Source organism: Actinoallomurus rhizosphaericola, assembly GCF_024055675.1.
GTDB lineage: Bacteria > Actinomycetota > Actinomycetes > Streptosporangiales > Streptosporangiaceae > Actinoallomurus > Actinoallomurus soli.
The window spans coordinates 524,772-549,703 of the sequence record NZ_JAMXMW010000001.1; the positions used below are offsets into that span (position 1 = coordinate 524,772).

Below are 24,932 nucleotides of genomic sequence, written 5' to 3' on the forward strand. Positions count from 1 at the left end.
CCGTTCCGGCCGGAACGGCCTCGGTCAGCAGGGTCCGAACGGTCCGGGCTGCCAGTAAGGCCGAGGATCGTCGTTGCCCGTGCCACCGAAATCGTCGGCGTGACCGGGCGCGGCGGCGGCCGGTGAGTTCGGGCGGCCTGGGCCCGCTATCAACGCCGAGGATCGTCGTTGTCCCTGGCGCCGAAACCCTCGGCGCTGTCCGGCACGAGGTCGGTCAGCAGACTCCGGACGGCCTGGATGGCGGGCGAGGGCCAGCGAGAGCGGGGGCGGAGGAGCCAGAGCCGCTGCTCGGCGAGGTGGGGAGGACGTAGCCGTACGAGACGGCCGTCGGCGAGTTCTTCGGCGACGGTGACGGTCGGCAGCAGGGCCAGGCCGAGACCGGCCGCGACGCACCGCTTCACCGTCTCGACGCCGCCGAACCGGGGCTGGGCCACCGGCGTCCCGGCGGCGGCCATCAGGGCGGCGAGGTCGTCGCTGTACGCGCAGCCCTCCTCCAATAGGAGAACGCCCGCCGCCGCGAGCTCCGCCGGGGTGATCGGGCGGTCGCGGGGGAGGCCGCAGATAGGGGGTGCGACCAGGGACAGCTCGACCCGGCCCAGGCCGACCAGGTCGGCCTGCGGCGTGTCGACCGACGGCTCCAGGAGGAGGGCGAGGTCGGCGCGGCGTTCGGCGATCGCGGCCAGCGCGGTCCGGGTGTCGGCGGGGAACAGCGAGAGGCGGACCTCGGGCAGCCGCTCCCGGAACACGGGCAGGAGCGGCGCCAGGTGGTAGGCGCACACCGACTCGGGGGCGCAGAGCCGTACGGGGCCGGCCGGGCGGGCGGCGTCGGCGGTCAGCTCGGCGAGCATGCGGTCTTCGAGGTCGAGGATCTGCTGAGCGCGTTCGGCGAGCAGCGCGCCCGCGTGGGTGGGGGAGACGCCCCCGGGGTGGCGGTCGAGCAGCGGGGTGCCGGTCAGGCGTTCGAGGGTCTGGACGTGCGTGGTGACCGTCGACTGGACGAACCCCAGCTCGGCGGCGGCCGCCGTGATCCCGCCGGCGCGTACGACCGCGAGGAAGCTGCGGAGCAGGCGTGTATCCATCGGAGTTCTCGATCCCTCTGATCGATATTCATCGTTGGACGCGATGGTATCCCCGCCCGCAGAATCATGGGCATGACGAACACCGCATCGCAGATCCAGCGTCAGGCGGCCCCGGCGGCCGTCCTCCGGTACACCGCCTTCGACCTGAACGGAGCCGGCGGCAATCCGGCCGGGGTCGTGCTCGACGCGCGGGGGATGGACGAGGCGCGGATGCAGGAGATCGCCGCCGAGGTGGGCTACTCGGAGACGGCGTTCCTGATCGAGGAGGGCGAGCGCCGGTACCGGATCCGGTACTTCAGCCCGCTGGCCGAGGTGGCGTTCTGCGGGCACGCGACGATCGCCACGGCCGTGGCGCTGGCCGAGCGCGAGGGTCCCGGAGACGTCGTGTTCCGTACGTCCGCCGGGGAGGTGCCCGTCGAGACCCGCGTCGAGGACGGCCGGACCCTGGCCACTCTGACCAGCGTCGCCCCCGCCGTACGCGCCGTGGACGACGCCGACCTCGCCGCGGCGCTGACCGCACTCCGCTGGGACGCGGCCGAACTCGATCCGGCCCTCCCGCCGCGCATCGCCAACGCGGGCAACGACCACCTGGTCCTCGCCGCCGGCTCACGCGCCCGGCTCGCGGATCTCGACTACGACTTCGAGGCGCTGGGCGACCTGATGGCCCGCCGGGGCTGGACGACCGTGCAGCTCGTGTGGCGGGAGAGCGAGACCGTCTTTCACGCGCGCGACCCGTTCCCGCCGGGCGGGGTCGTCGAGGACGCCGCGACCGGCGCGGCGGCCGCGGCCTTCGGCGCGTACCTCCGCGCTCTGGACCTCGTCGCGCCACCCGCCCGCGTCAGGATCGATCAGGGGGAGGACATGGGCCGCCCGAGCCGCCTCCTCGTCGACGTGCCCGCCGGAGCGACCTCGGGCATCCGGGTGAGCGGTACAGGAGCCCTGATCACGAACTGAGCGGACGGGCCGCCGCGTCCGGCGGCCCCCGTCCGGCCGCTCCGTCCGGCCGCTCCGTCCGGGCGCCCCGGGCAGCCGTCCCATCCGGTCCCTCCGTCCGGGCGCCACTTCCGGGCGCCCTGACCGGCACGGGACTCGGCCGGGCGCCGGCGCCGGGACTCCGGCCGGTCGTGACCGGGAGCGGCCCGATCATCGCCCCCGCCACCGGCGCGGGCTGAGGGATCAGGCCGCGCCGTCCGCGCACCCCTGCGGGCAGAGGAGGTGACCCGGCGCCGTCCCCGGGACCCCGGATGAGCCGCAGCAGGCCACCGTCGTGGAGATGACCGGGCCGGCGGCCGCGAGCGGAGCGGTCAGGACCGCCGCCGCGACGGCCAGACCCAGCAGGGTGCGGGCGGGGCCGAGCGGCCGGGTGCCGGTGATGAGGCGGCGTGCGCGGGCGCCCGTCGCCGTACCGCCCGCGGCCAGCACGGGCGCCGGCGTTCCGGCCGGGACGGCCTCGGACAACGTCAGTAGGCTCTCGGCCACGGTGAGGCGGCCGGTCCGCCTCGCCGCGGCGTCGTCGGCGGCCAGCTCGACCAGGTAGGCGATCTGGGCCTGGGCGGCGGTGAAGGGCGGGAGCGGGCCGAACGCCCGGACCAGCGCACGGCTCGCGGTCAGGGCGAGGTGGTGGCGCTGGCGCAGGTGGGCGCGCTCGTGCGCGAGGACGGCGCTCAGCTGCGCGTCGTCGAGGGCCGCGAGCGCGCCGCTCGTCACGACGATCCGGGAGCGGCGGCCGGGGACGCAGTACACGGTCGCGGTCGCGTGGTCGACGACGGTCACGCCGAGCCGGGCGTCGGCGCGCCCGAGCAGGGTGAGGGCGTCGAGCCGCCGGCCTCTCTCACGGGCGGCGGCGCGGAACTCGGCGAGCAGGCACCACGCGGTACGAGTGGTCAGGGCCAGCGCGGCGACGGCGCCGGCCGCGGCCAGGACGCCCATCTCGGAGAGGGTGTCGGGCGCGCACGGCCAGTGCACGGGACCGTAGCACCGGCCCGGGGCGACGCCGGCCCGGACCGCTGCCGAGGTGGCGGTCAGCCCGGCCAGGACCACCGAGCCGACGATGGACGCCGACATGCCCAGCCAGGCGGCGACGGCGAGGCGGGGAGCGCGCGACGGCCATCCGGCCCGGCGGAGCGCGGCCGTGCCGGCGGTCGCCAGCAGCAGGGCGTGGCCCAGGAGGAGCAGCGTGACGGTCATCGCGGCCGCCGGTCGGCGTCCTTGGCGGCGTCGAGCGCGCGGCGGATCTCGGCCATCTCTCCCGGCTCCATCTTCTCCATGAACCGTACGAGGGCGGCGGCACGGTCCTCCGCGGAGTCGAGCGCCTCGGCCACCAGCTGGGCGGTGTAGTCGTCGCGGCTGCCCGCCGGCCAGTAGCGGAAGGCCCGGCCGTGCTTCTCCCGCGCCAGCCAGCCCTTCCGGTAGAGGATCTCCGTCACCGTGAGCACGGTGTTGTAGGCGGGGGTCGGCTCACGGCCGAGCCGGTCACGGACGTCCCGGACCGTGATCGCCTTGTCGGCCGACCACATCACCTCCATGATCGCCGCCTCGAGCTCCCCGAAGCGCGGCATCGGTCCCTCCCGCTTCCGTTTCACCTAAGCCGGATAGTACATGGCCGTCACTCGCCGGCCGGAAAGTCGTAGTGGGACGGCACCCGGACGCTCGCGTTCGCCGGTCCGTACACCAGTGCGACCTCCCGGTGGGGTGCCAACTCGATCGCGGCGGGGTCGCCGGTCTGCCGCTTGCCGTCGACGTAGGCGGTCAGCGTGCGGGTGCCGTCGGCCTTGAGGTCGCCGAGGCCCGTGGCGTTCAACGGGACGCCCCATTCGGTGAACAGCTGGCCGAGCGTGTACCGCTTGCCGGTCGTGGGCGCCTCGATGTGCAGCACGCCGGTGGTGTCGTGGGTGTGCAGCTCGGACATGGCGTCGCCGGACGCCGCGATGCCCAGGTCGGCCGGAACCGGCACGGCCTTGCCGTCGATCAGGATGTCCAGGTGCGTGTGAAAGTGCACGGCGGTGCCCTCCATAGGGGCCACGGCCAGCCCTTCCTTCCGGGCGCGGTCGGCCGTGTCGTCCGGGCGGGGCCACGGCGGGCGGCCCGCCACCGCGCCGTCCGCCGCGGCGGGGGCGGTCGTACCACCTGTGCTCTTCTTCTCATCGGACGTCGAGGCCCAGACTCCGGCGGCCACCAGGACGGCGGCGACGCCCCCGCCCGCCACCCAGGTCATGATCCGCCGACGCCGCCGCCTGTGCTCCTCGGCGGCCCGCTCGGCCGCGAGCCGCTCCCGCGCGCTCCGGCGGCGCGCCGCCTCCCCGCTGCGCCCGTCCGTCTTCGCCATCCCGCGCCTCCACCCTTATACCTAAGCTGCTTAGGTGAAGAGTAGCGCGCTTCCGCTCCGTGATCGAGGGTCGGGTCGCGCGCCCCGTTCCGGGCGCGTGAACGTCCCCACGGACTCCGGCGCGGTGTCCGGCGAGCGGCGCTTTACATCCGGGCGATGACGTCCTCGGCGAAGCGCTCCATCGTGGCGATCTTGAGAGCCAGGCCGGAGCAGCGCCGCTTCTCCTCCTCGGTGGCGAGCCGCCAGGGGGCGGCCATGGTCCCGTCGACGCCACGGTCCCGCCACTTCCGGTACAGCGACGGGCTCGGCATCGCCGCGATCGGCGCGATGACCCGCAGGTCGCCGAGCTTGCGGCCGTACTCGGCGAGGTGCGCGGACAGGCGTTCGAGCAGCTCGGAAAGCCGGTCCTCCGAGTAGATCCGGTTGCCGATCCACCCGTCGGCGAACCGGGCCGTACGGCGCAGCGCCGCGTCGCTGTCCCCGCCGACGTACACCGGAACCGGCTCGGAGGGGACCGGCGCGATGCTCAGCGGCCCGAAGTCGTACCAGTCGCCGTGGTGCTCGACCGGCCCGCCGCGCCAGAGCGCTCGCAGGGCCGGCAGCATCTCGTCGAGCCGGCGGCCGCGCGTGTGGAAGTCCTGGCCCGTCTGCCGGAATTCGTCCGCGCACCAGCCGACGCCGACGCCGAACCGCACGCGGTTCGCCGACAGCACCGCCGCGGTCGACACCGCCTTCGCCACCGTGAACAGGTCGCGCGCCGGCGCGACGTAGACGTTCGTGGCGAAGTTCAGCCGGGAGGTCACCGCCGCCATCGCGCCGATGGTGACCCACACGTCCGGCCAGTGCGTGGTCACGTCGTACGGCGGCTCACCCGTCCTGGAGTACGGGTAGCGGGACGTGAAGTCCGCGTGGAAGAGGTGGTCCGAGACGGTCAGGGTGTCGTAGCCCAGCCGCTCGGCCGCCTGTGCCAGCCCGACGTACTCCCCGGCGCCGCAGAACCCGCCGAGCCAGAACTCCATGGCCGCTCAGTCCGCGAACTCGGGGATGACCTTGGTGGCGAACAGTTCGAGGTTCCGCTTGACGGTGTCGAGCGGCAGCACGCCCTGCTGGCCCTGCATGTACAGGCCGAACCATTCGAGGTCCGGCATCCGGTCGAGCATCCGCTGGATGCCGCGCTTGACGTCGTCCGGCCCGCCGAGCAGCGCCATCTCGACCTCGTTCATGCGCTTGAAATCGCCCTTCTCCGGGCTGATGGGGACGTGCTTGTCGTCCTCCTTCTTACGCATGACCTCCAGGTACCCGAACGGGCCGAAGAAGGCGGCGAAGTCCTTGGGCATGTTCCGGCCGTACGTCTCGATGGCGTCCTCACGCGTGTCCGCCATGCCGACGATCTTGAGGATGCCGGTGTGCTCGCCGAGCTTGTAGTCCTTGCCGCACTTGGCCGACTCCTCCTGGTACAGGCGGGCCTTGGCGGCGTGGTCGTCCGGGTTCGGCGTGAACAGCCACGGCAGGATGCCCTCCTGGGCCGCCCGGATCACGGACCGGTCGCTGATCGTGAACGGCTGCCACAGCTCCGGGTAGGGGTTCTGGTACGGCCGCGGGCACACGGCGACCGAGCGGATCACACCCTCGTCGTCGATCTCGCCCGGCGCGCCGAACGTCCGCGTCCACTCGGTGGCCGGCCAGCCCTCGATGCCGTCGTACGGGAACGGCACCTCGTAGTCCAGGACGTCGCTCTTGTACTTCACCGTGTCCTGCGTCCACGCCATCTTCATGATCTTCAGGACTTCGCCGAAGACGTCGAAGTTGCGGTTGTCGGACGCCGAGCCGTCGGACCGGGCGGCCGCGGCGTGCCAGCGCTGGCCGAGGACGTTCATCCAGCGGTTCTGGTAGCCGCGGGCGACGCCGAGGCGCAGCCGCCCCTTGGAGAACTGATCGAGCAGCGCGACGTCCTCGGCGGCGCGGATCGGGTCCCAGGCCGGCAGGACGAGGCCGAGCGGCGCCAGCAGGATCCGCTCCGTACGGGCCGCCAGGTCGGTGAGGAACATCAGCGGGTTGACCGAGAACTCCATGCCCTCGGAGTGGAAGTGATGCTCGGTCATCATGAGGGCGTCGAAGCCGACCCGGTCCGCGTGCACCGCGATCTCCCGGACCTCGTGCAGGAGTTTCTGGTACGACTCGGTGTCCCGTCCGATGGGGCGCCTCGCCCTGGCGTTCTCCTCGGCGCTGTAGCCCGACCCCGGAATCTGCGGATTGAGGAAGATGGCGAACTTCACTGCGTAACCCCTTTGATCCATCGGTTCATGACGAGCAGGAATTCCCTGGGGCGTTCCTCGTGGAGGCGGTGCCCCGAGCCGGGCCACGTCACGGTCGTCGAGGCGGGATGCTTGAACAGCGACTCCTCCCAGGAGGCCTGGGCCGGGTCGTAACGGAAGGTGAGCACCGGGCACTCGCGGCGCTTGAGGTAGTCGTCGGAGGCCGGCCGGCTGCCGATCTGGTCCTCGCCGGTGAACAGCCCCGCGAACGCCTCGGCCAGCACGTGCGGCGGCATGGCGAGCAGCCGCCGGGCGTGCCACACCTTGATCATGGGCGGCGTGACCGGCGTGTAGCACCACTCGTCGATCCGCAGCGCGGCTCCGGCGTCCGCCCGCAGCGCCCGTACCTGCGCCGGAGCGGCCTCGGAGATCTCGGGTGGATGGCCGTAGCCCGGGTCCACGCAGACGAGCGCCGTGATCCGGTCGGGATGCTCGACCGCGAGGATGCTGACGATCTGGCCGCCCATCGAGTGACCGACCCCGATGACCCGCGGGATGTCGAGGTGGTCCAGCAGCCGCACGAGGTCGGCGGCCATGTCGCGCGGGTGGAACCCGCTCGGCGGCACCGAGGAGTTGCCGTGGCCGCGCAGGTCGACGGCGATGACGCGGCGGCGCGCCGCCAGGTCCGGCAGGTGCCAGGACCATTCCTGGGAGTCCGAGCCCCAGCCGTGCACGAGGAGGAGCGGCGGGTCGCCGGTCCCGTCGTCGGTGTAGAACAGCCGAACGTCGCCTCCCGGCCGGCCCGGATCCGCGAGGTCCGCGAACGGCATGGCGCCCCTCTCCGTCGTGCTGCCGGCTGTGCCCGAACAAGCGCACGCTACATCAATCTACAATTACCGAGCAATCGCTTGGTCGAATAACCTTCGGAGGGCGTATGAGGCTCGGCGTCACGATGTTCGCCACGGACCGGGCGATGGCCGTCCCCGAACTCGCCGTGGAGGCCGAGAGGCGCGGGTTCGCCTCCCTCTACCTGCCCGAGCACACGCACATCCCGGTGAGCCGCGCCACCCCGCCGCCGACCGGCGACGCGGCCCTGCCGGAGGAGTACGCGCGGACGCTCGATCCGCTCATGGCCCTGGCCGCCGCCGCGTCGGTCACCTCGCGGATCGTCCTGGGCACCGGCGTCTCGCTCATCGCCGAGCGGGAGCCGATCGTCACCGCCAAGGCGGTCGCGACCCTCGACCACCTCAGCGGCGGCCGGGTCGCCCTCGGCGTCGGCTTCGGCTGGAACCGCGAGGAGGCCGCCGACCACGGAGTGCGCTGGGAGACCCGCCGCGCCCGCGCCCGCGAGCACGTCCTCGCCATGCGCGCCCTGTGGGAACGCGAGGAGGCGTCGTACGAGGGGGAGTTCGTGCGCTTCGCCCCGTCATGGGCCTGGCCCAAACCGGCACGGCGCATCCCGGTCCTGCTCGGCGGCGCGCCGGGACCGACGCTGTTCCGCCACATCGCGGAGTACGGCGACGGCTGGCTGCCCATCGGCGGCGCCGGCGTCCGCGAGGCGCTGCCCGCCCTGCGCGACGCCTGCGCCCGAGCCGGCCGCGATCCCGTCCCGGTCATCCCCTTCGGGACCGAGCCGACCCCGGGAAAGCTCGACTACTATGCCTCCCTCGGCATCGCGGAGGTCGTCCTCCGCCTCCCCTCGGGCCCGAGAGAAGAGATCCTCCCGGTCCTCGACGCCTACACCGACGCCTACCTGACGGCGTACGCCGATGAACGCTCTCGCCGTGTCGTCTCGGGAGCCGGGAGAGGCGAAGCGGCGTCTAAGGCGGAGTAACCCGTCGGGCTGTCTCGGGAGGGCTTCGCATGGCACTGGAGGCCGTGGCCGTCGCCGTCGGCAAGGCGCTGGGCCGGCACCTGGCTCAGACCTGGCTGACCGGGCGGTCCGCCGAGCAGGAGCGGGCCCGGGACCTCGTCGACCTGCTGCAGACGCGGTTCCCCGACCGGATCGTGCGCCGTCGGTTCGAGCGGCAGATCGACGACATCGCCGACCAGGTCGCCGAGCGGCTGCTCACGATGTGCGGGCACGAGTACGGCGGGCTGCGTGAGAACGACAAGGCCGCCGCGCTGGCCGAGGTCGCGCAGACCCTCGCCGGCGCCGACCTGTCCGACCGGGCGCTGCTGGCGACCGATCTGGATCCGGCGCGCCTCGCCTCCCACGTACGGGCCGGACTGCCGCGTCGCGGGCTCGACGGGCAGCTCGGGGAGGCCGGGGCGCGGCTGTACGACGTGGTGCTGGACGAGTGCTGCGACTGCTTCGCCCGCATCGTCCAGCAGTTGCCGCAGTTCGGCCCCAGGGCGTCCACCGAGACGCTGGCGCGGCTGACGGCCGTCGCGGACCAGGTGTCGCTGCTGCTGGCGCGTCTCCCGGTCCGCACGCTCGACGCGCCGGAGGGGACGGCGACCGACGAGGCGTTCCGGCGGCGCTACCTCGAACACGTCAGCACGACCCTGGACGTCCTGGAGCTGTTCGGCGTACGGGTCGAGCGCTACCGTCCCCGTACGACGCTGAGCGTCGCGTACATCAGCCTCAGCGTGTCCACGGACGAGGAGCAGGCCGAGCGCTCCCGCCGGTCCGCCGTTCCCGGCATGCTGGACATCGCCGAGTGGCGCAGGGACGAGCCGCCGCCGGGAGAGGCGACACTGCGCGTCGAGACGGCGCTGGGGCGCGCGCCGCTGACGCTGATCCGCGGTGAGGCGGGCTCGGGCAAGAGCACCCTGCTGCGCTGGCTGGCGATCTCCGCCGCGCGAGGTGCCTTCACCGGAGACCTCGCGGACTGGAACGGCTGCGTGCCCTTCCTGATCAAGCTGCGCAGCCACACCGGCGGGACGCTCCCGTCACCCGAGCGCTTCCTCGAAGGCGTCGCCGACCCGATCGCCGGGCTGATGCCGGCCGGCTGGGTGCACCGGGTGCTCGGCAGCGGCCGGGCGCTGCTGATGATCGACGGCGTCGACGAGCTGCCGGGCGCGCGCCGCCGGGCCGTACGGCCGTGGCTGAGCGGACTGCTCGCGGCGTATCCGGGGCTGCGGGTCGTCGTCACCTCCCGGCCCGCGGCGGCGAGCGCCGACTGGCTGGCAGGGGAGGGGTTCGCCACCGCCCTGCTGGAGCGGATGACCCCGGCGGACGTCAAGGAGCTGGTCCGGCACTGGCACGAGGCCGTACGGGACGCGGGCGACCTGCCCTGCGCTCCCGAACAACTGCCCGGCTTCGAGGCGGCGCTGCTGGCGCGGCTGGAGTCGGCGCCGCACCTGCGGGCCCTCGCCGGGAGCCCGCTGCTCGCCGCGATGCTGTGCGCGCTCAACCTCGACCGGGAGAAGCAACTGCCCCGCGACCGGATGGGCCTGTACGCCGCGGCGCTGGAACTGCTGCTCGAACGCCGCGACGTCGAACGGCAGATCGCGGTCGACGACGCCCTCGTCCTCGAACGCGGCCAGAAGATGCTCATCCTGCAGGACCTGGCCTGGCGGCTGTCGATCACCGGGCGGACCGAGCTGCCCAAGGACGCGGTCGTCCGCTGGATCGGCACCAGGCTCGCGACGATGCCGAGCGCGCCGACCGACGCCGAGGCGGTGCTCGACCACCTGCTGGAGCGCAGCGGCGTGCTGCGCGAACCGGTCGCCGGGCGGATCGACTTCGTCCACCGCACCGTGCAGGAGTACCTCACGGCGAAGCAGTTCGCCGAGGACGGCGACCTCGAACCGCTGCTCGCCCAGGCCCACAAGGACCAGTGGCGCGAGACCATCATCATGGCGGCGGGTCACGCCAACGCCCCGCAACGCGCCGAACTGCTCGGCGGCCTGTTCCGCCGGATCGAGGCCGAGCCGCGCCACGCCCGGCGGCTCAAACTGCTCATCGCCGGCTGCCTGGAGACCCTTCCCGCCGTCCCGGCCGAACTCCGCAGCGCCGTCGACGCCTGCCTCGACGACCTCGTCCCGCCTCGGGACCTGGCCTCGGCGCGTTCCCTGGCGAGCGTCGGCGAGACGATCCTCGACCGCCTTCCCGAGACCCTGGACGCCCTGACCCCGGCCGCCGCGCGCGCCGTCGTCCGCACCGCCTGGCTGGTGAACGGCCCACGCGCCCTCGACCTGCTCGCCGGCTACGGCACCGACCCTCGTTCCCGGGTACAGGAAGAGCTGATCAAGGGCTGGGAGTACTTCGACCCGGAGGACTACGCCCGGCGCGTACTGGCCGACGCTCCGCTGAGCCACCATTTCCTGCGCCTCCCCGCACTGCGGCTCTTGACCGCCGTGCGGCATGTCAGGCGGCTGACGCGGCTGAGGATCGCCGATCGGCTGGCCGGCCTCTCGTTTCTGCGCGATCTCGATCAGCCGATCAGCCATCTCATCGTCAATCAGCTGGAGTCGGGTGACCTCGGCCCTCTGACAGCCCACGCCGACAGCCTCGAGTGGGCCAGCATCTCCACGCCGGCCGTCATCCGCGACATGAAGCCGTTGTGCAGCCTGCCGAAGCTCTGGGGCCTTCGGCTGGCGTCGTCGGGCCTGCGGGATTTGAGTTTCATCCGCGACCTCCCAACGCTGCACATGCTGACGCTGGAGAATCTTGAGCACGTCACGGACTTCTCTCCGCTGCGGGCGCAGACCTCGCTCAGGGAACTCACGCTGGAGGATTGTCCGGCGTTGACCGATCTGGACGTTCTTCCATCGCTGGAGAATCTCGAAGAACTGCAGCTCATCGGTTCCTCTCTCGGGTCAGGGCTGGAGGAACTGGTGCGGCGGGCACCGAAGGTCCGCTTGCTGTACGTCAACAACTCGCCGTGGGTGACCGAGCTGCGGCCGCTCGCCGAGCTGGATCTCACAGCGCTCGGTCTCTGGGGTTGTCGTGGCCTCACCGACTTCACTCCGCTCGCGGACCTTCGGAACCTGCACTTCCTCGACCTCGAGGACACGGGCATCGACGACCTCGGTCCGCTGTCCGGGCTCAAGGGTCTGAACACGCTGTGGCTACGTCACTGCGCCGACGTCAGTGATCTCACACCGCTTGGCGACCTGCGCGAGCTGCGGCAGGTCTACCTCAAGGGCGTCGCGCCGGGGATCGATCTGGCGCCGCTCGCCGGGCTGCGCAAGGTCACGGTCTACGTCGAGCCGGGGCAGGACGTGCGGAACGGGCAGCTGCTCGGGCGGCGGCTGCAGGTGGGCTGATCAGTCGAAGACGATGACGGAGCGGGCGACCGCGCCGGAGCGTACGTGGGCGATCGCGTCGTTGATCTTGTCGAGGGGCACGCGTTCGCTGACGAGGCCCTCCAGGTTGAGGCGGCCACGGCGGTGCAGGTCGGCGAGGAGGGGGAGGTCGCGGCGGGGCACGGCGTCGCCGCCCTGGGTGCCCATCAGACGCCGTGAGGCGAACAGCGCCTGCGGAGGGACCGGCAGCGGCCGGCCGGCGGGCGGGCTGCCGACCATCACCGTGGTGCCGCCCGGCTGCGTCGCCGCGAACGTCCGGGCGAGCACGTCGACATTGCCGGTGACATCGAAGGCGTAGTCGGTGCCGCCGCGTACGATCTCGCCGACCTGGGCGGGCAGGTCGTCGGCGAGGAGCGTGTGCGTCGCGCCGAACTCCTCGGCGAGCGCGAGCTTGGCCGGCACGACGTCGGCCGCGATGATCGTCGTCGCGCCCGCGAGGACCGCGCCCTGGATGACGTTGAGGCCGACGCCGCCGCAGCCCACCACCAGCACACTCGATCCCATCTCGACCCGGGCGGTGTTCAGGACGGCGCCGACGCCGGTGACGACGGCGCAGGCGGTCAGGGCGAGCAGGTCGAGCGGCGCCTCGGGGCGTACCTTGACGCAGGCCGCCTCGCCGACCACCGCGTACTCCGCGAACGACCCGATCCCGATCATGGGCCGGGCGGGGACGCCGTCGACCGTCAGCCGGGTGGTGCCGTCGCCCATCAGGCCCGTGATCGCGTTGAGCCGGGCGCGGCCGGAGCACAGGTGGACGCGGCCGCGTGAGCAGTTGCGGCAGCGCCCGCACGGGCCGTTCATCGCGATGACGACGTGGTCGCCCGGCCGTACGCTCGTGACGCCCGGACCCACCTCGGCGACCACGCCCGCGCTCTCGTGGCCGAGCACCAGTGGCGGCTGCCCTGCGACCGGGCTGTGGCCGTCGAGCGCCTTGAGGTCCGAGCCGCAGACCCCCGACGCGGCGATCCGCACGAGGACCTCGCCGCTCTGGGGCGACTGCACCCGTATCTCGGTCAGCTCCATCGAGGTGCCGAACTCCCGGACCACGGCCGCGCGTGCCATCCGTTCTCCCGCCATGGAGGGGACGGTAACACCAAGCATTTGCTTGGTCGAGTGACCGGGGAAGGGCCGCCGGTTAGAATCCAGCTCGGTCGCGAGGCGGGCACCCCGCCGACGAAGGAGGCTGCGTGAGCGAGCGGAGCGAGCGAGTCATGAGCACAGCACCTTCGGTCTCGCCGACGAAGGAGGCCTCATGACCGGGGCGTGGGCGGCCATGCAGCGGGTTTTCGAAGAGCGGGATCGGCAGGACGTCGACGAGGTGCGCATCGCGGGCCTCGCCGAGTTGGCCGCGCGCGTGCGGGAGCTGTCGGAGCTGGTCGTCCTGACCCGCGCCGGCCAGGACGAGGTCGCCGCCGTCGCCGGCGAGGTCGAGGCGCTGACCCGGCGCCTCACCGAGGCGGGCCGGGGTGTTCCGCCGGGAGCCCAGGTGGACGAGGGCGGGGTCGTCCGCCAGATCGGCAGCCCGGTCACCGGCGAGCTGAACGTCCTCGCTCCGCCGATCGAGATCGGAGTGCTGCCCGACGGCACGGCGCGCAGCGAGTTCACCCTCGGCGTGCTGTACGAGGGGCCTCCCGGATTCGTTCACGGCGGCGTGTCGGCGATGGTCCTCGACCACCTGTCCGGCGTGGCCGCGTCCGCCAACGGCACGCCCGGCATGACGGCGGGGCTGGACCTGCGCTACCGGCGGCCCACGCCGCTCTACGTTCCCCTGGTCGCCGAGGCGAAGGCGGTCCGCGTGGACGGTCGCAAGACGTTCGTCGAGAGCCGCATCCTGGGGCCGGACGGGCAGGTCACCGCGGAGGCGACCGCGGTGTTCATCATGCCCACGCGCTGAGCTGGTGCTCAGCGCGGTGGGGTGAACGACGGGCCGCCACCCGGCCGGCCGGGCTCGGTGTACGCCTCGAGCTGGGCGGCCATGCCGGAGAGTTCCAGCCCCTGCCGGCTCAGGTTGTGGCTCAGCGTGTCCATGATCGTCAAAGTGACGTGCAGGAAGACGTCCGGGGCGAGCCGCCGGACCTCGTCGGCGTACACCCGATGGGACTCGGGGTTGCCGGTGAGCGCGGCGAACACCCCGGTGCGGACCCGCTGGCTCATCGACCGCCACACCTGCTCCTGCTCGGGCGTGGCGCCCCTGCGCCAGGGGCCGTCGTAGTCGAGGGTACGGACCAGGTCGCCCGCGGGCTCGCCCGCGCGCAGGTCCCACAGCACCGCCCAGAAGGCGATCAGCCAGTTCATGCCGGTGAGGACCCGCAGCGGGTCGGTGTCCAGCGCGCCGAAGAGCTCCGCCTGCGGCCCGGCGTCCGCGCGGAACGCCAGGCCCTCGAGCCGGACGATGTCGTCCATGGCCAGCAGGTCGGGCGGCGGACGGCGCAGCACCGTCGTGCGCCCGGACACGAGATCGCGCAACTCGACCATGTCGGCCTCGGCTAGGCGCGACCACGTGTACGACCCCGGCACGATCACATCGTAGGACGCGATCACGACGATGGGGATGCCGTCGCCCTCACGTGAACAACTGACCGCCGTTCACGTCGAGGGTCGCGCCGGTGATCGCCCTGGCCCGGTCGCTCGCCAGGAAGATGACGGCATGGGCGACGTCCTCTTCGGTCGCGATCCGCCGGAGCGCCATGCGGCCCACGTCGTGGTCGTGTATCGCCTGGAATGTCGTGCCCTCGTCCCGCGCGCGCGTCTCCATCCACGTCGTCAGCGCGTCGCTCGCGATCCAGCCCGGCGCGACGCAGTTGACCCGGATGCCCAGCGGGCCGAGCTCGTCGGCGAGGCAGTGGGACAGCAGGTGCACGCCCGCCTTCCCGGTGGCGTAGTCGCTGCGGCCGGCGTAGCCGCTCCGGCTCGACAGGGAGGTCACGTTCACGATGGACCCGCCGCCGCCCTCGACCATGTGCGGGGCGAGATACCGGCACGCCAGCAGGGTGCCGTACGTCGCCGTCTCCACCGCCGAGCGCCAGAGCTCGAGATAGGCGGGGTCCATGTCGAGGACGTTCTTGCGGTGTGTGCCGGGAAAGGCCGCGTTGACCAGCACGTCGATCCGGCCGAACCGCTCGGCGGTCGTCCGGGCGAGTCCCCGCACCTGACCGGCGTCCCGTACGTCCGCGGGAACCGCGAGCGCTCCGGTCTCGGCCGCGGTCCGCTCCAGAGCGGCCCGGGACCGGGCGGAGACCACGACCCGCGCGCCCTCCTCGACCATCAGCCCGGCGAGTGTACGGCCCAGGCCCGGGCCGGCCCCGGTGATGACGGCGACCTTTCCGGACAGCACTGGACCTCCCGAGGTGGCGCGACGCCGCATGATACCAAGCGGTCGCTAGCTTGGTGAAGCCGTCGGAACCCGGGAAGAAAGGAGGGCTTCGTGTGGCAGGTCTCCGGGGAAACGCCTTCCGCGCCTTCCATGATTCCCTCCGACGCCGTGTTACCGTCTGGCCTGGGGAAAGGCCTGATCTTCATCGGCGTTGCCGGCGGGAGGCGCTTCGCGGCATTTTCGAATTCCCGGTGATACGACGAAGGCCGCGTTGCAGGAGAATGGTGAGTCAATGCGTAATCCTCGGATGAACGCCGCGGTTCTCCCCTTCCTGAAAACGGTACCGGCGGCGGTCGCCGTCGGATCCCTGGGCGTCATCGTCGCCGCGGCCGTCTCGTCGCTCGCCGCCGTGAGCGCCGCGTCGGCTCGCGGTGCCTCCTCGCTCAGGCCGGACCCCGAGGCGTCGGGTACGGGTGTCCCGGCGGCGGTGCGCGGAGTGCGCCGGGCCGCACCAGGCGCCGTCGCCCCGGCAGGCCCGCGGCCGGGACCGCGGCCCGCCGCCGGCCCTTCCGCGGCTCCGACCGTCTCGCCCACCGCGACGGTCACCGTGACCGTGACCGCCTCACCTGCCGTGACCGCCTCACCTACCGCGACGATCTCGGCGATGGCGACGGCCTCGCACACCGCGACGGCCTCGGCCTCGCCCGCCGTCAGTCCGACGCCGAAGTCCAACGGCATCACGGTCTCGATCGGCGCGACGCCCACGTCATCGGCATCGCCGTCGGCCTCGGCCTCGCCGACGCCGACGGCCTTCCCGAGGCCGCGTCGTCCGTTCCTGCTGCCCCTGCGTGCGCGCTGTGATCCTCGCGTCTTCTTCCGCCTCCGATACACCAAGCCGGTCGACCTCTTCCTGCCGAACTCCTATTTCGTCGACGGCCCCGGTGGCGACATCCAGGTCTGGCTGAGGCGCGCGCACCTGGTCCGGCTCCACGTCGAACTGGAGAAGGAAACGGCCGTCGACACCAACATCCAGAACTTCGTCGCCCGGGTCAGAAAGGATCTGCACCCGGAGGTCGAAGACGAACATTCCATTGAGGCCGGGCATCAGTACACCGTTCACGTCACCAAGGGAATGATCGGGCATGTGCGTTATCGGGTGTTCGGCCTCAAGATCGGTTTCGATGAGTGGAAGATCTACCACAACTGTGGCCGGCTCCTGATCAACTCGGGTGCCGCGGTCTTCCCGACGATCCGGGAGGGCTGGAAGTTCTGGGAGACGAAGACCTGGCCGGCCGCGCTCGGCGGTCGCGGTGGTCGCGGTGCGGGTGCCGGTGGCGGTGGCGGGCGCGGGCAGGGGCGTGTCGGCGGCGTGATAGCGAACCGGACGCTGAGAGGCCGCCGGACGACGAACCTGGAGCGTTTGACCACCTCGGGGCCTCGCGGGCCGCTGCGCCGTCACGGCGAGGAATATCCGAGCCGGACCGCGGGCATCCGGCGCTGACCCGGGGCCGAGTGGCCGGGCCCGGCCACTCTCGTGGCCTTCCCGGCCCTAGAGGCGGCCTCCCCGACCCTCCCAGTGGCCTCGCCGGCCCCACGGCGCGGCCTTCCCCGGGTCCTCGGCGTGGCCTCCTCGGTTCTCCGCGTGGCGTCCTCGGCCGCCCCGGCCACCGTTGACAGCGGCCGGGTCGCTTTCTACGCTTCACCAAGCGGTCGCTAGGTTGGTTGGAGGTCGGGTGACGGCACTGGCCACGGACATCGGCGGCACCTTCACCGACGTGGTCCTCGTCGCGGACGGCCGCGTCCACGTCGCCAAGACGCTCACGACCCCGGACGACCCGACGGAGGGACTGTTGCGCGGCGTCCGCCGGGTGCTCGCCGACGCGGGCGTCGCTCCCGCCTCGGTCGACCGGTTCACGCACGCGACGACGCTCGCCACGAACGTCATCCTCGAACGCCGCGGCGCCGCCGTCGCGTTCGTCACGACGCGGGGCCTCCGGTCGATGCTCGCGCTCGGCCGCCAGGCGCGCGTCGAGGAGGAGCGGTACGACCTGGCGTACTCGCCGGGCGAGCCGCCGGTGCCGACGACCCGCACGTTCGAGGTGCCCGAACGCCTCGCCGCCGACGGCACCGTCCTGACCCCGCTGGACGAGGAGGCCGCCCGGCGGGTCGCCGAGCGCGTCGCGGACCTCGGCGTCGCCGCCGTGGCGATCTGCCTGCTCCACTCCCACGCGAACGACGCGCACGAGAGACGGCTCGCGGCGATTCTCGCCGAGCGGCTCCCCGCCGGCACCCCCGTCGTGATCTCCTCGGAGGTGTGGCCGGAGCTCGGCGAGTACGAACGGGCGACGACCACGCTGATGTCCGCGTACGTCGGTCCGGTCATGGGCGTCTACCTGCGGCGCCTGCGCGACCGCCTGGCCGAGGCGGGGATCACCGCGCCGGTGCACGTGATGGAGTCGGCGGGCGGGGTGCTGCCGGCGGGGCTCGCCGCCTCCCGCGCCGTCTACACGATCGAGTCCGGTCCGGCGGCCGGAGTGGTCGCGGCGGCCCGCGAGGGCGCCCGGCACGGGCTCGCCGACCTCATCTCCTTCGACATGGGCGGCACGACGGCCAAGGCGGGGCTCGTACGGGACGGGCGCCCGGGCGTCACCCACGAGTTCCAGGTCGGCGGGAAGGGCAGCTTCGGCGGACGGCGGCCGGGCACCGGCGTGCCGATCAAGGTCCCGGCGATCGACCTGGCCGAGGTCGGCTCCGGCGGCGGCTCGATCGCCTGGGTGGAGGCCGGCGCGCTGCGGGTCGGTCCGCGGTCCGCCGGGGCCGCACCCGGCCCCGCCTGCTACGGGCGGGGCGGCACCATGCCGACGGTCACCGACGCCGACCTGGTCCTCGGCTACCTCGACCCGGACGGCTTCGGCGACCTCCGCCTCCGTCCCGACCTGGCCGAGGACGCCCTCGCCCGGCACGTCGCCAAGCCGCTCGGCGTCGACGTCGTCGAGGCGGCCGCGGCGGTACACGACATCGCCGGCGCCCAGATGGGGACCGCCGTGCACGTCGTCACGGTGCGGCGCGGCGTCGACCCGCGCGGGTTCACCCTCGTCGCCCTGGGCGGGGCGGCCCCGACGCACGCCGCCGGCCTCGCGGAGCGGTTCGGGATCCGCCGGGTGCTCGTCCCGGCGCGCTGCGGCGTCGGCTCGGCGGCCGGGCTGCTCCACGCCGACCTGGCGATCGAAAGGTCGCGCTCCTTCCTCGCTCCGGCCGCCGCGGCCGACCCGGCGGCGTTGGAGACGGTGCTCGCCGACCTGGAGGCGGCCTGCCGCGCCGATCTCGCCCTCGGCGACGCGCGGGGCCGGGTCACCCGCGCCGTCGGCCTCCGCTTCGCCGGGCAGGCGCACGCGTTCACCGTCGAACTCCGGCCCGGCCCGGTCACCCGCGAGGTCGTCGACGCCGCGGTGGAGGAGTTCTACGCGCGGTACCGCGAGTCGTACGGCATCGACCTGCGCGACCCCGCCGAGCTGACCGTCGCGCGGGTGCGCGTGTCCCTGCCCGCCGGGGCGCCGGACCTCCGTGGGACGGATCCGCCGCGACCGGCGCCGGCCCGGACCCGGCGGGCGTGGTTCGGCGGCGCGTTCCGCGAGGTCCCGGTGCGCGAACGGGCCGCCTGCGTCCCCGGTGAACGGTTCGCCGGCCCGTGCGTCATCACCGAGCCGCAGGCGTCACTGGTCGTGCCGCCCGGCTGGAACGGCGTCCTCGACGACCACGGCGCCGTCTCGCTGGAAAGGGCGGAGGATCCATGAGCGAGCGGATCATGAGCACGGCGTCTCCGGTCACGCCTCCGACGGAGGAGGGCTCGTGAACGCGGACCTGACCGCCGAGATCCTCCGGAACGCGCTCCGCGTCGCCGCCGAGGAGGCGAGCATCGTCGTCGTCCGCTCGGCGTACTCCACGTTCATCGTCGAGGGCGCCGACGCGGCCGCCGCGATCCTCGACGCGGACGGGCGCCTGGTCGCGCACTCGCTGTCCACCGCGATCGTGCAGTGCGCGAGCCTGCGCAGCGCCCTCCCGTACGTCATCGACGCCTACCCGCTCGCCGGCATGCGCCCGGGCGACGTCTTCTGCTCCAACGACGTCTACCAGGGCGGGGTGCACGCCAACGACCTCCTGGTCTTCCGCCCGGTCTTCGCCGGCGGGAGCCCGGCCTACTTCACCGGCACGCTCATCCACGTCGCCGACCTGTCGGGCCTGTCCGCGGGCGGGATGGCCAGCGACGCCACCGACGTGTTCCTCGAGGGACTCCAGCTGCCGCCGGTGCGGATCGCCACCGCCGCCGGGTGGGACGAGGGCCTCGTCCGGGTGCTCGCCGCCAACAGCCGTACGCCGGAGCGGCTGCTCGGCGACCTGCGGGCGCTGGTCGCCGGGGTCAACGTCGCCGCGCGCCGGGTCGAGACGCTCGCCGCCGAGCAGGACCTCGCGGCCGGGATCGACGGTTATCTCGCCCACACCGAGGCGCGGATGCGCGAGGAGCTCGCGCGGCTCCCGAGAGGAACGTACGAGGGGGAGTACGCCGTCGAGGACGGCGACGAGCGGCACCGGGTCCGCGTCGCGGTGACCGTGCGCGGCGAAGGGGTGCTCGTGGACTTCGCGGGCACCGACCCGCAGGTCGCCAGGCCGGTCAACTCGGGGTTCTCCCAGACGCTCGGCGGTGTGATGTACGCGCTGCGCTGTTTCGTCGATCCGGCGCTGCCGATGAACGAGGGCTGCTTCGCGCCGGTCGAGGTGCGGATGCCCGAGGGAAGCCTGGTCAACTGCACGAAGCCGTACCCGGGCGGCGGCCGGTGGGCCACCGTGGCCGCCGCCGAGGAGGCCGTCTTCGCGGCGTTCACGCGGGCGCTGCCCGGCCGTGGCGCGGCCGCCTCCGGCATCCTGCAGGCCTTCAGCATCAGCGGCGCCACACGGCCGTGGCTGCACATGGCGTTCGAGCTGGGCGGCATGGGGGCGCGGTACGGCCGTGACGGGCCGGACGCGACCGGTGCGCTGTTCGGCGGCGGGCGCAACATCATCCCGCAGGTCGAGCCGATCGAGGCGCGGCTGCCGGTGCGGATCGAGGAGGTCGCGCCGATCCCCGACTCCGGCGGGCGGGGGCGCTGGCGGGGCGGGCTCGGCACCCGTACGGTCATCCGGGTCCTGGAGGACGCGCTGGTCGACACGCGTGGCGACCGGCTCCTCGACCCGCCCGCCGGGGCGGAGGGCGGCGGGCCCGGCCGGGCGGGCGGTTACTTCCGCGAGCGCCTCGACGGCGTCCGCGAGCCGCTGCCGCCGAAGGCGACGCGCTCTCCGCTGCGCGCGGGCGAGGCGTTCGTGGTCGAGACGTCCGGCGGCGGTGGCTACGGCGACCCGGCGGAACGTGATCCGGACGCCGTGGCGCGGGACCTGCGCGACGGGAGGGTCACCCGGTGAGATTCGGCGTTCCGCTGGGGCTCGTGCATCCCGGCGTCTGGCGGGACCTGGCGGTCGAGGCCGACCGTCTCGGCTTCGAGTCGGTGTGGATGCCCGAGCACCTGGTCTTCGCCACCGACCTGTCGACCGCCGCCTATCCCGGGACCGGCCGGCCCGGCATCGTGCCGTCCACCCCGCTGTTCGACGCCCCGGCCCACCTGTGCGCGCTCGCCGCCGTGACCGAACGGATCCGGCTCGGCACCGCGGTGTACCTGTTCGCGCTGCGCCATCCGTTCGTGGCGGCGCGGGCGTTCGCGACGCTGGACCACGTCTCCGGCGGGCGCGCCGTCGCGGGCGTCGGAGCCGGGTGGTACGCGGGGGAGTGGCGGGCGGCCGGGGTCGACTTCGCGAGCCGGGGGCGGCGGCTGGACGAGGCCATCGACGTGGCCCGTCGCCTGTGGACCGAGGACGTCGTCGAGCACCACGGGGAGTTCTTCGACTTCGACGAGGTCGCCTTCGAGCCCAAGCCGCGCGGCATCCCGATCCTCGCGGGCGGGGAGTCGGCGGCCGCCCTGTGCCGCGCCGCCACCCGGTGCGACGGCTGGATCGGCATGCCGCACACGCTCGAGTCGGTACGCCCGCTGCTGGACCGGCTGCGCCGCCACCTCGCGGGCCGCGACCGGCCCTTTGAGATCACCGTGCACGCGTACGAGCTGGCCGGGCCGGAGGAGGTCGGCGCGTGGGCCGCGCTGGGCGTGGACCGGCTGATCGTACGGCCCTGGACGCGCACGCGCGAGGCCCTCGACGGGCTGCGGGGTTTCGCCGCGGAGTACGGCATCACCGGTCGTTGAACCGGCGGCGCGGCGGTGTCACCACGTCCGCGCCGGAGGGGAGGGCGGGGTCGGCCTCGCTGCCACTCGAGGCCCCCCCCGCCGCCGTCTCGTCCGACCGGACGCGCTCGGTCGCGCCGAGACGGTCCCCCGGGACCAGCCCGCGATGGCTGCCGCAGGAGCGCCGGTCTCTATGTCTACTATATCGGTCGGGATTGCAAAGTAAACCCCTCGCCAAGTCGTCCGTCTCAGCGGGACGACAGGGCGGCGAGCACCGGCTCGTACATGGCCGTGCGGATCCTGCCGACCGTCGCGCCGTCCTTGGCGGCCAGGGGGGCGGCCATGGCGACCGCCGTCGGGAGGACCTCCGCCTCCGGGACGTGCCGCTGGACGATGGACGCCTCGCACGCGTCGGGCGCGGCGTAACGCCGGCCCGTGAGCATGGCCTCGTGTGCGATGGCCCGTGGCAGGCGAGCCTGGATCAGGGCGGCCATGCCGGGGGTGAAGGAGAGCCCGAGGTCGACCTCGGGCAGGCAGAAGTAGCCGCGATCGCTGCGCATGACGGCCTGGTCGTGGGTCAGGGCGAGCATGGCGCCCGCGGCGAACGCGTGGCCGTTCAGCGCGGCGACCGTGGGCATCGGCAGGGTGAGGAACCGCGCGAACACCGCGTGGACCCGGTCCAGATAGGGCTCGAACCGATCGGGGTTCGCCGTCAGCCACTCCAGGTCGAGACCGTTCGAGAAGAACTTGCCCGTGCCGATCGTCACCAGGGCGCGCGGGCCCTCCGCGGACTCCAGCTCGCCGAGCGCCTTCTCGAGCTGATCGAGGAAGCCGGGGCTGAAGCGGTTCTCGCCCTCGTCCATGCGAAGGATGCGAACGTCCCCGTCCCGCTGTAGCTCGATCATGTCGCCTCTCCTGTGCTACCGGTGAGTAACTGCTGGAGTGAGCATCTCATCTCCGTGCCCGCCGCGGCAGGGCCACCGGGGCGCGAGGGCGCGGCGCCATGGTGTCCCGACCTGGCCGAGACCGGCTCGCGCTCGCCGGTGTTTCGGCCCCGCGGCGGCGGGCGTGCCCGATAGCCTGGAGGCCAGTCGCGTCCGGCGGGAGCGTTCCCCCGAGCACCCGAGCAGAAGAGGGACGACATGAGCCAGGAGTCCGGATCCGTCGAGATCCTGTTCGTCGACGGCGCCGACGTGCCCATCAAGCACAAGCACGCCGACCGCATGGTGGTCATGCGCGACGCCGCCAGGCCCGACGGCGACGCGCTGTACTACACCCCCGCCGAGTGGGAGGCGTTCATCCTCGGGGTCAAGGACGGCGAGTTCGACGACATGGTCGAGGACGCCCCCAATCCCTCGCAGACCTCCTGACGGGCCTGCTCACCGGCCTGCTCGCCGCGGCGGCCGGTCTCGTCCTGCTCTGGCTCGTCCTGCTGGTCTTCCTCGTGGTGGCCCGCCCCGAGGGCGGCGCCCTCGGTGACGCCGTCCGGCTGCTGCCCGACCTGCTCCGGCTCGTCGGCCGGCTGGCGCGCGACGCCACCCTTCCCGGCGGCGTACGCCTCCGGCTGTGGCTGCTGCTCGCCTACCTGGCGATGCCCATCGACCTGATCCCCGACTTCGTCCCGGTCCTCGGCTACGCCGATGACGCGATCCTGGTGGCGTTCGTGCTGCGCTCGGTGATCCGCCGGGCGGGCCCGGAGGCCGTCGCCCGCCACTGGCCGGGCGGCGAGGAGGGGCTGCGGGCCGTCCGCCGTCTCACGCGGACCTGAGCGGCCCGGTCCTCGCCGGGCGGCGTCTAGTCGTCGCGTAGCACCCGCTCGCGCCGGAGCTGGGCGGAGACCCGCCGCGGATCGCCCGGCGGCAGGACCGCCGCCAGCTTCGTGAGCACCTCCAGGTCGTCGTCCGCCGCCTGCGCGTAGCACCACAGCGCGTCGAGGTCGCCCCGGTGCAGCAGCTGCCGGCGCAGCTGCGCGGTCAGCTCGTCCCGCTCCGCCTGCACGGCCGGGGACTCCGAGCGGGGCAGCAACGGCCCTGGATACAGGCGTACGGCCGCCGTGACGTCGCCGGCCGCCAGCAGCCGCCGCACGGTCAGGAAGTCGGCCTCCACCTCGCAGTCGAGGCGGTACGGCTTGGCCCGGACGATGTTCCCGAGCTGGCCCCGCAGCCGATGGATCTCCGCGCGCAGCGTGACCGGATTGCCCTCGTCGCCGTACAGGTACAGCGACGACTGCTCACAGGTCAGGCCGTTCGGGTGCAGGGCCAGCAACGCGAGCAGCTCGGCGTGCCGCAGGGACAGGGGAACACGCCGGCCGTCGAGGAAGGCGCAGGGCTGCTCGTCGCCGAGCAGCCGCAGGGTGAGCGAGCACCGGTCGTCGGAGCCGGCGGCGCGCAGGAGGTACGCCTGACCCAGCGTCTCCGCCACCGCGGTGCGGCCGTCGGGCAGCGCGACCCTGCCGCCCGCCTCCGGAACCACCACCCGCCCGCCGCGCCACCCGTCGGGATCCGCGGCCAGGATCCGCCCGGTCGTCGTCACCAGGGCGCGGGTGTCCCCGCGCACGTGCCGGAGGTACCGGGCGCGCAGGCACTCGTCGCGGTGGTTCATCTCCATCGTCAGCCACGCCTCGGCCAGCCGGGCGGCCGCCTCCACGAGCGCGACCACGGCCGGATGCAGCGCGTCGACCGTCGCGCTGATGTCGACGCACCCGATCACCTCGTCGGTGTCCGGGTCGACGACCGGGGCGCCGGCGCAGGACCACGGCTGGAGGACGCGCACCAGGTGCTCGGTGGCCTGGACGTAGGCCGGGGCACGGGTGCTGAGCGCCGTGCCGATGCCGTTGGTGCCGATGGCCTCCTCCGACCAGCGGAACCCCTCGATCAACCCGACCGCGTCCGCGTGCCGCCGTACGTCGCTCGGACCCTCGCTCCACAGCACCCGCGCGTCGCCGTCGGTGATCACCATGAGCTGGGTGGTGGCGTCGGCGACGCGGCGCAACGTGTCGCGCAACTGCGGAAGGTGACGGTCCAGCGGATGGGCGGCCCGTACGTCCGCGACCCGCGCGGCGTCGATCACCTGCGGCGCCGCGCTCATGTCCGGGTCGACCCCCGCGTCCAGCGAACGACGCCACGACTCACGGATCAGCGGACGGTCGGTGCGGGCCGGCCCGGCGACGGCCGCCTCGTGCAGCACGGCGGTCCGGAGACCGCAATCCGCGGGGTTGTCGCACACGTGGCTGCTTCGCATGGCGCTTCTCCACTGGGGGCGTGTCTGCCCTGAGCATTGGGGCTGCCGACCCCGGCCGCAAGCGATTCGGCCAAACTGGCGACCTGCGACCATCGCCGTAGGTCATCGAATGGTTGCAACGTGTTTGCAACCCTGCCTCGTCTACCGTACGTTCCGCGACCGCAACGGGGCGTCACCTTTCCGCTCCGGGCCGCGGTCGTC

The 24,932-nt window shown here is 73.3% G+C and carries 22 protein-coding genes; 10 read left to right on the top strand and 12 right to left on the bottom strand.

Annotated features, from left to right (window positions below; genetic code table 11):
• Positions 1–149: 149 nt before the first annotated feature.
• Entirely contained in the window at positions 150–1,079 is a 930-nt protein-coding gene (locus NE234_RS02500; protein ID WP_252776499.1) for a LysR family transcriptional regulator, read from the bottom strand.
• A gap of 72 nt (positions 1,080–1,151) precedes the next feature.
• On the opposite strand from NE234_RS02500, the gene NE234_RS02505 reads away from it, so the two are divergent.
• Entirely contained in the window at positions 1,152–2,033 is an 882-nt protein-coding gene (locus NE234_RS02505; RefSeq protein ID WP_252776500.1) for a PhzF family phenazine biosynthesis protein, read from the top strand.
• Between the two features lie 222 nt (positions 2,034–2,255).
• Here the strand turns inward: NE234_RS02505 and NE234_RS02510 are convergent, their stop codons facing one another.
• The 6 genes from NE234_RS02510 to NE234_RS02535 form a co-directional block, all read right to left on the bottom strand.
• Positions 2,256–3,266 carry a M56 family metallopeptidase gene (locus NE234_RS02510; protein WP_252776502.1) on the bottom strand — a complete coding sequence of 337 codons (1,011 nt, stop codon included), beginning with the start codon at positions 3,264–3,266 and terminating at the stop codon, positions 2,256–2,258.
• Positions 3,263–3,661: a BlaI/MecI/CopY family transcriptional regulator gene (locus tag NE234_RS02515; protein ID WP_252776503.1), complete on the bottom strand. Its 399-nt coding sequence runs from the start codon at positions 3,659–3,661 to the stop codon at positions 3,263–3,265. The genes NE234_RS02510 and NE234_RS02515 overlap by 4 nt, the downstream gene beginning before the upstream one ends.
• Positions 3,662–3,684: 23 nt before the next feature.
• On the bottom strand, positions 3,685–4,404 hold the full coding sequence (locus tag NE234_RS02520; RefSeq protein WP_252776505.1) for a hypothetical protein: 720 nt from the start codon (positions 4,402–4,404) through the stop codon (positions 3,685–3,687).
• 143 nt (positions 4,405–4,547) lie between these two features.
• Complete coding sequence (locus NE234_RS02525; RefSeq protein WP_252776507.1) at positions 4,548–5,423, bottom strand: TIGR03619 family F420-dependent LLM class oxidoreductase; 876 nt, start codon at positions 5,421–5,423, stop codon at positions 4,548–4,550.
• 6 nt (positions 5,424–5,429) lie between these two features.
• Complete coding sequence (locus NE234_RS02530; RefSeq protein WP_252776509.1) at positions 5,430–6,680, bottom strand: LLM class flavin-dependent oxidoreductase; 1,251 nt, start codon at positions 6,678–6,680, stop codon at positions 5,430–5,432.
• Positions 6,677–7,489: an alpha/beta fold hydrolase gene (locus tag NE234_RS02535; protein WP_252776511.1), complete on the bottom strand. Its 813-nt coding sequence runs from the start codon at positions 7,487–7,489 to the stop codon at positions 6,677–6,679. Before NE234_RS02535 ends, NE234_RS02530 begins: the two co-directional genes overlap by 4 nt.
• A 104-nt stretch (positions 7,490–7,593) precedes the next feature.
• On the opposite strand from NE234_RS02535, the gene NE234_RS02540 reads away from it, so the two are divergent.
• Together NE234_RS02540 and NE234_RS02545 are read left to right on the top strand one after the other, a co-directional pair.
• Positions 7,594–8,493 (top strand): LLM class F420-dependent oxidoreductase, encoded by a 900-nt coding sequence (locus NE234_RS02540; RefSeq protein ID WP_252776513.1) that lies wholly within the window; start codon positions 7,594–7,596, stop codon positions 8,491–8,493.
• A 29-nt stretch (positions 8,494–8,522) separates the two neighbouring features.
• Positions 8,523–11,876 carry an NACHT domain-containing protein gene (locus NE234_RS02545; RefSeq protein ID WP_252776515.1) on the top strand — a complete coding sequence of 1,118 codons (3,354 nt, stop codon included), beginning with the start codon at positions 8,523–8,525 and terminating at the stop codon, positions 11,874–11,876.
• Here NE234_RS02545 and NE234_RS02550 read toward each other — a convergent pair whose 3' ends face one another.
• The gene (locus NE234_RS02550) at positions 11,877–12,992 is read right to left on the bottom strand and encodes an alcohol dehydrogenase catalytic domain-containing protein (RefSeq protein WP_252776517.1); all 1,116 of its coding nucleotides are present in this window, start codon (positions 12,990–12,992) and stop codon (positions 11,877–11,879) included.
• Between the two features lie 175 nt (positions 12,993–13,167).
• Here NE234_RS02550 and NE234_RS02555 point away from each other — a divergent pair, with 175 nt between their 5' ends.
• Positions 13,168–13,809: a PaaI family thioesterase gene (locus NE234_RS02555; protein ID WP_252776518.1), complete on the top strand. Its 642-nt coding sequence runs from the start codon at positions 13,168–13,170 to the stop codon at positions 13,807–13,809.
• Between the two features lie 8 nt (positions 13,810–13,817).
• Here the strand turns inward: NE234_RS02555 and NE234_RS02560 are convergent, their stop codons facing one another.
• On the bottom strand, positions 13,818–14,432 hold the full coding sequence (locus tag NE234_RS02560; protein ID WP_252776521.1) for a hypothetical protein: 615 nt from the start codon (positions 14,430–14,432) through the stop codon (positions 13,818–13,820).
• A gap of 46 nt (positions 14,433–14,478) precedes the next feature.
• Entirely contained in the window at positions 14,479–15,249 is a 771-nt protein-coding gene (locus tag NE234_RS02565; protein ID WP_252776523.1) for an SDR family oxidoreductase, read from the bottom strand.
• A 643-nt stretch (positions 15,250–15,892) separates the two neighbouring features.
• Between NE234_RS02565 and NE234_RS02570 the strand changes: the two genes are divergently transcribed.
• The 4 genes from NE234_RS02570 to NE234_RS02585 all read left to right on the top strand — a co-directional run bounded on the left by NE234_RS02570 (position 15,893) and on the right by NE234_RS02585 (position 21,512).
• On the top strand, positions 15,893–16,729 hold the full coding sequence (locus tag NE234_RS02570; RefSeq protein WP_252776525.1) for a hypothetical protein: 837 nt from the start codon (positions 15,893–15,895) through the stop codon (positions 16,727–16,729).
• Between the two features lie 232 nt (positions 16,730–16,961).
• Positions 16,962–19,022 (top strand): hydantoinase/oxoprolinase family protein, encoded by a 2,061-nt coding sequence (locus NE234_RS02575; RefSeq protein WP_252776528.1) that lies wholly within the window; start codon positions 16,962–16,964, stop codon positions 19,020–19,022.
• A gap of 55 nt (positions 19,023–19,077) precedes the next feature.
• Positions 19,078–20,682: a hydantoinase B/oxoprolinase family protein gene (locus tag NE234_RS02580; protein ID WP_252776530.1), complete on the top strand. Its 1,605-nt coding sequence runs from the start codon at positions 19,078–19,080 to the stop codon at positions 20,680–20,682.
• Positions 20,679–21,512 (top strand): TIGR03619 family F420-dependent LLM class oxidoreductase, encoded by an 834-nt coding sequence (locus NE234_RS02585; protein WP_252776532.1) that lies wholly within the window; start codon positions 20,679–20,681, stop codon positions 21,510–21,512. The genes NE234_RS02580 and NE234_RS02585 overlap by 4 nt, the downstream gene beginning before the upstream one ends.
• A gap of 227 nt (positions 21,513–21,739) precedes the next feature.
• On the opposite strand, the gene NE234_RS02590 is transcribed toward NE234_RS02585, so the two are convergent.
• Positions 21,740–22,396, bottom strand: a complete 657-nt coding sequence (locus tag NE234_RS02590) for an enoyl-CoA hydratase/isomerase family protein (RefSeq protein WP_252776533.1) — start codon at positions 22,394–22,396, stop codon at positions 21,740–21,742.
• A 237-nt stretch (positions 22,397–22,633) separates the two neighbouring features.
• Here NE234_RS02590 and NE234_RS02595 point away from each other — a divergent pair, with 237 nt between their 5' ends.
• Both NE234_RS02595 and NE234_RS02600 read left to right on the top strand, forming a co-directional pair.
• Complete coding sequence (locus NE234_RS02595; protein ID WP_252776537.1) at positions 22,634–22,861, top strand: DUF397 domain-containing protein; 228 nt, start codon at positions 22,634–22,636, stop codon at positions 22,859–22,861.
• A gap of 74 nt (positions 22,862–22,935) precedes the next feature.
• On the top strand, positions 22,936–23,259 hold the full coding sequence (locus tag NE234_RS02600) for a YkvA family protein (protein ID WP_252776539.1): 324 nt from the start codon (positions 22,936–22,938) through the stop codon (positions 23,257–23,259).
• A 26-nt stretch (positions 23,260–23,285) separates the two neighbouring features.
• Here the strand turns inward: NE234_RS02600 and NE234_RS02605 are convergent, their stop codons facing one another.
• Positions 23,286–24,731, bottom strand: coding sequence for a GAF domain-containing protein (locus tag NE234_RS02605; RefSeq protein WP_252776540.1), 1,446 nt, complete (start codon positions 24,729–24,731; stop codon positions 23,286–23,288).
• Positions 24,732–24,932: the final 201 nt, after the last annotated feature.